The following is a 5,524-nucleotide window of genomic DNA, read 5'->3' as shown; positions in this document are numbered from 1 at the left end:
GCTGCTCAAGAAATTGGAAGTCGACAACTATTTGGGCTTGGTCGCTGCTAGTTCGATTATCCGCCCCGGGGTCGCGAAAAGCGGGATGATGCGGGAGTATATTTTGCGGCATCGGAACAAGGGAAGGGCCGAGGAAAAGGCGCCTCCCGTGATGTTGACTATCATGCCCGAGACCTATGGCGTCATGGTCTACCAAGAAGATGTTATCAAGGTCGCCCACCATTTCGCGGACCTTGATCTGGGCGAGGCCGATGTGCTGCGCCGGGGCATGAGCGGCAAGTTCCGCTCGCGGGAGGAATTCCAGCGCGTAGAAGAAAAATTTATCGACAACTGCCGGAAAAAAGGCTACGAAGATACCCTTATTTTCGAGATCTGGAACCAAGTCGCCAGCTTCGCCGGGTACGCCTTTGCCAAGGGGCATTCCGCTTCCTATGCCGTTGAAAGTTACCAGACCTTGTTCTTACGCGCCTATTATCCCTTGGAATATATGGTCGCGGTGCTCAATAACGGCGGCGGGTTCTACCGTTCGGAATTCTATGTGCACGAGGCCCGTATGTTGGGCGCGACCATCCATCCGCCATGTATCAATACAAGCAATAATGGGAATCGCCTCTATGGAAAAAATCTGTATCTCGGCTTCGGCTATCTGCGTGAACTCGAAGACCGGGTCTCGGAACGCATCCTAAGAGAACGAATCATCAACGGAATCTTTACTTCCTTGGAGGACTTTCTAGATCGGGTATCCATATCCATAGAACAGATAAGCATCCTTATCCGTATCGATGCCTTTCGGTTTACACGGACCAACAAGCACGAACTCTTGTGGAAGGCGCATCTTTTCTTGGGAAGGACCCAAAAAATCGACCATCCCAAACTATTTAGGCCCGATCATCAAGATTTTGAGATTCCCTCCTTACATACCACCGATCTCGAAATGGCCTTTACCCAGCTCGAGCTGTTGGGGTTCGCCTTGTGCAGTCCGTTCGAACTTTTGATCGATCCCCCAAAGAACACGACCGGCGGCAAAGATCTGGAACGGTATCTAGAACGACATATCGATATCTACGGCTATCTCGTCACGGTAAAAAACACCAAGACCCCTAAGGGAAACTCCATGCAGTTCGCTACGCTGCTCGACCAGCAGGGCCAAGTGTTCGATACCGTGCTGTTTCCGCCCGTAGCCGCCAAATATCGATTCCGGGGCAAAGGTATATACCGCTTTTACGGAAAAGTGGTCAGCGAGTTCGGGTTTCTGAGCATCGAGGTCGTCAAAATGCAAAAGGAAGATTATGTGCAAGACCCGCGGTATGCCGATATGAAGATGAGTGCGAAGGTGTTTGAAGCAAAGAAATCCGCTTCAACGGATTTTGGATCGAAATGAAACTAAACGGGCGATACGGAAAACATTAGATCAAATGTCTTAAATTTGGAATTGGCCAACTAATTTGCCTTTTGAACTTGAACTTGAGTTTGGCATCTCGACTGCGCTCGATGTGACCATTTTTGAACATGAGTTTGAACTTGGTATCTCGACTGCAGTTTATACTGAGCGCAGCCGAAATACTCGATGTGACCATTTTTGTATTTGAATTTTAAAACCCCTTCCTATGAACATTGCCTTACTCGGATCCGGCTTTATCGCTCGATTCTACGCCGAAACGCTACACGCCCAACGCAGAACGGACCGGATTATCACGGTATATTCCAGAAACGCTGATAATGCCAAGCGTTTTGCGGACGATTACAATTTGCCCCATCATACCGATTCCATGGAAGAGGCAATACACCATGAGGATATAGACGTAGTGCTGATCTCCCTGCCCAACCACCTGCACGAACCTGCTGTACGGGCCTGTGCAGAAGCCAAAAAGCATGTTATCTGCACCAAGCCCTTGGGCCGAACCGCTGCGGAAGCCAAGCGCATGTTGGATTTGGTAGAGGAAGCGGGTATTTTCGGCGGGTATCTTGAAGATCTTTGCTATACCCCGAAATTCCTGAAATCCATGGAAAGTATACGGCAGGGGAGTATCGGCAAGGTACTTTGGGCGAAGTCGCGCGAGACGCATCCCGGGCCGCATAGCGATTGGTTTTGGGATATGGAAAAATCGGGTGGCGGGGCGATTATCGATCTGGGCTGCCATTGCGTGGAAATCAGCCGGAACTTTATCGGCAAGCATATAAAACCCTTGGAAGTTATGTGCTGGGCCGACACCCAAGTGCATCCCATAGAGGCTGAAGACCACGCCATCGGCTTGGTCAAATATGCCAATGGGGCCATCGGACAGTTCGAGGTAAGCTGGGCCTTTCGTGGCGGGATGGACCTGCGGGATGAGGTCATGGGCACCGAGGGTACCATTTGGGTAAACAGTTTTTTACGTACCGGCTTCGAAATGTTCACCACCGGCAAAGGGGATGGTTATGTGGCAGAGAAGGCCGAGGTCAACAAGGGCTGGTTGTTTCCAGTGGGCGACGAGGCGCATGAATTGGGCTATCCCCACATGTTTACGGATATGTTCGATGCCATCGAGCAAAACCGCGACCCGCTCGAAACTTTTTACGATGGATATGTTGTGAACGCCATTCTCGATGCGGCCTATAAATCCGCAGAAACCAAAAAATGGGAGCCGGTAGTCCTGAAGGACTGGCGGGGCGATACTGCTGATAGCTACGAAAAGGAATTTACCTCGTACGACGACGATTATTATCTGATCAAGGAAGAACTGCTGCCGAACGGCGATAAGAAGCTCATTATAAAACACAAGACTACGGGCGAAATCGTTCAAAAGACAATGCCTTGAACTATTTCGGGACGGCAAGCCTTTAAAAATTAAAGCCACCCAAAGGGTATTAAGATTTCATATTTTCAATGGTCTTGTCCGTATCGGGACTCACCCATTTGGATTCCGGATCTGCATCGAATCCACCGACGGATGAATTTTTTATGGCATCGGCGCCTACTTTTTCCAAGGGCGTATAGCTGGCATGTTGGCCTTCTTTGTACGGGTCGTTGCGGGCCGCGTTGTAGCAGCAGATCAACGACCATCGCGAATGGTCCGATCGATTTTGGTCCGAACGGTGCAGGATATTGCAGTCGAAGAACATCGCATCGCCGGGATCCATTTCGCAATAAACCAGCGGAAATGTTTTTTTGGCTTCTTCGACCCGCTCCATATCCGCACCCGCCTGATCGCCCTTTAACGTATGGTCGACCCGTCCCATTTTATGGGAGCCTTTAAGCACCTGCAAACATCCATTTTCTTGGGTGGCCTTGTCTACGGCGATGGTCACGCTGGTCAGCAAAGGTTGCAGCAATCCGAAATTGTACCAATAGCCATAATCCTGGTGCCAGGTCCAAGCCCCGCCCACCTTTGCGTCCTTTAAAATCATTTTGGAATGGTAATGATAGACCTCCCCTTCCAATAGGGCTTCGGCCACGTTGACAATCCGTTCGCTACGGGCGAAGCTGCCGTAGATATTATTTCCCGGATGGTTCCAAATGGAGAGGCGCACCGTTCCCCCTTCGCCGTCCGCCCGTCCGTATGAACGCTTGTCTAGCTCGCGATCGGCCAATGCCGCTTTCTTTAGAAGGCCGATTTCTTCGGTGTCAAAAAGATTTTTCAGGAGGAGATAGCCATCCTTTTTATAGGTCTCAATCTGTTTTTCGGTAATCATAGCAGTATTTTGAAGGGATTAGCATCCTTAAAAATACGAAAATAATTGGTATTTGTAGTGTTTGTCTCTGTGGCGAGAATACAAATAGTCCAAAAGCGGAAAGGAACGGAATCTGGGATGTTTGATGAATCCTGAGATTACAGGCAAAGTTTATCCTGAGCGCCTTGGAAGGGAGGGAATGACAAATAAAAATCTATATACCAAAAAGAGTCCGATCAATGAAGACCGGACTCTTTTATCGAGAACACTATATGAAAATGAAAAATTAACTCCGTTTTAATTACAGTACAAACATAGCACAGGTTTGGCGCCCTACAAATTATTTGTTGTGAAGGGGTTGGAATTTGTGGTGTAGGGTTGTGATTTTGTTGTTTACTTAAACGCCTGATGCCCCGTAATATCCGCTCCGGTAATCAACAAATGAATATCGTGAGTACCCTCATAGGTAATCACACTTTCAAGGTTCATCATGTGGCGCATGATACTATATTCGCCGGTTATCCCCATACCGCCCAATATTTGCCGGGCTTCACGGGCTACTTTAATGGCCATATCTACATTGTTGCGCTTGGCCATGGAGATTTGTGCGGTGGTAGCTTTCCCTTCGTTTTTTAACTGTCCCAATCGGAAGGCCAACAGTTGTGCCTTGGTAATCTCCGTGATCATCTCAGCCAGTTTCTTTTGTTGCAATTGGAAGGCGGCAATGGGCTTTCCGAACTGTTTGCGCTCCTTGGCATAGCGAAGGGCCGTATCGTAGCAATCCATAGCCGCGCCGATGGCACCCCATGAGATTCCGTAGCGGGCGGAATCCAAACAGCCTAAAGGTGCGCCGAGTCCGCTTTTGTTGGGAAGGAGATTTTCTTTGGGGACTTTGACATCACTAAAGATCAATTCTCCTGTGGCGGAAGCCCGTAACGACCATTTGTTGTGAGTTTCCGGAGTGGAAAAACCCTCCATATCGCGCTCCACGATCAAGCCGTGTATGCGGCCTTCCTCGTTTTTCGCCCAGACTACGGCGATATCTGCAAAGGGGGAATTCGATATCCAGAGTTTGGCACCGTTGAGAAGATAATGATCGCCCTCGTCCTTAAATTTGGTTTCCATCCCACCGGGATTGGAGCCGTGGTCGGGTTCGGTCAATCCGAAGCAGCCCATCAGTTCGCCGGCCGCCAATTTAGGAAGATATTTTTTACGTTGTTCTTCGTTGCCGTACGTGTAGATTGGGTACATGACCAAAGACGACTGCACCGAAGCGGTAGACCGTACCCCGCTGTCACCGCGCTCGATTTCTTGCATGATAAGTCCATAGCTGATCTGGTCGAGTCCCGCTCCTCCATATTCTTCTGGAATGTAAGGGCCGAACGCCCCGATTTCCGCAAGTCCGCTTAAGATTTGTTTGGGGAATTCCGCTTTTTGGGCGTATTCTTCAATGATGGGCGAGACATCACGCTTCACCCATTGGCGAGCCGCGTCGCGCACGAGTTTGTGTTCTTCAGATAAAAGATCATCTAAATTGTAATAGTCGGGCGCTTCGAACAGATCGGGTCTCATAGGCATGAATTTCTATCAAAGATAGTGAGGAAATATAACATCGTTCTTGAAGGATGTTACATTTTCAGGTAAAAATCTTGGGTCAATGTTTTATATTCCTCCGTGTATTGGTGGCGTGCAAGCTCGATGGTAAGGGCATCGGTATCGATTTTGGTTTCGGTGCGTCCGAATTGTAGCATACTTCTTTTGATTTTGGTTGTGGGATTCCCTCTTACGCGTGTAATTTTCTGTGGAAATAATCCTGTTTTTGATGCGAGTGCCAAGAATTCTTCCTCTTCTTTAAAAGGGATGATGGTTGCAA

Annotated in this window: 3 protein-coding genes and 2 pseudogenes; 2 read left to right on the top strand and 3 right to left on the bottom strand. The window is 48.8% G+C overall.

Annotated features, from left to right (window positions below; all coding sequences use genetic code 11):
• Window positions 1-1,381: pseudogene (locus ACEW8S_RS11395) on the top strand (DNA polymerase III subunit alpha); the annotation flags it as partial.
• A gap of 226 nt (window positions 1,382-1,607) precedes the next feature.
• Complete coding sequence (locus ACEW8S_RS11390; protein WP_373518275.1) at window positions 1,608-2,798, top strand: Gfo/Idh/MocA family protein; 1,191 nt, start codon at window positions 1,608-1,610, stop codon at window positions 2,796-2,798.
• Between the two features lie 49 nt (window positions 2,799-2,847).
• Here ACEW8S_RS11390 and ACEW8S_RS11385 read toward each other — a convergent pair whose 3' ends face one another.
• The 3 genes and pseudogenes from ACEW8S_RS11385 to ACEW8S_RS11375 form a co-directional block, all read right to left on the bottom strand.
• Window positions 2,848-3,672: a phytanoyl-CoA dioxygenase family protein gene (locus ACEW8S_RS11385; RefSeq protein WP_373518274.1), complete on the bottom strand. Its 825-nt coding sequence runs from the start codon at window positions 3,670-3,672 to the stop codon at window positions 2,848-2,850.
• Between the two features lie 372 nt (window positions 3,673-4,044).
• A complete protein-coding gene (locus tag ACEW8S_RS11380) occupies window positions 4,045-5,223 on the bottom strand; it encodes an acyl-CoA dehydrogenase family protein (protein ID WP_373518273.1) in 1,179 nt (392 codons plus the stop codon).
• A 56-nt stretch (window positions 5,224-5,279) separates the two neighbouring features.
• Window positions 5,280-5,524: pseudogene (locus ACEW8S_RS11375) on the bottom strand (tRNA (adenine-N(6)-)-methyltransferase); the annotation flags it as partial.

The organism is Pricia sp. (assembly GCF_041745955.1).
Lineage (GTDB): Bacteria > Bacteroidota > Bacteroidia > Flavobacteriales > Flavobacteriaceae > Pricia.
This window is presented reverse-complemented; position numbering and strand designations above follow the sequence as displayed.

Excerpts from the sequence above, each read along its gene's own strand:
- ACEW8S_RS11380 (WP_373518273.1), bottom strand. The coding sequence starts at position 5,223 with ATGAGACCCGATCTGTTCGAAGCGCCCGACTATTACAATTTAGATGAT.
- ACEW8S_RS11390 (WP_373518275.1), top strand. The coding sequence starts at position 1,608 with ATGAACATTGCCTTACTCGGATCCGGCTTTATCGCTCGATTCTACGCC.
- ACEW8S_RS11385 (WP_373518274.1), bottom strand. The coding sequence starts at position 3,672 with ATGATTACCGAAAAACAGATTGAGACCTATAAAAAGGATGGCTATCTC.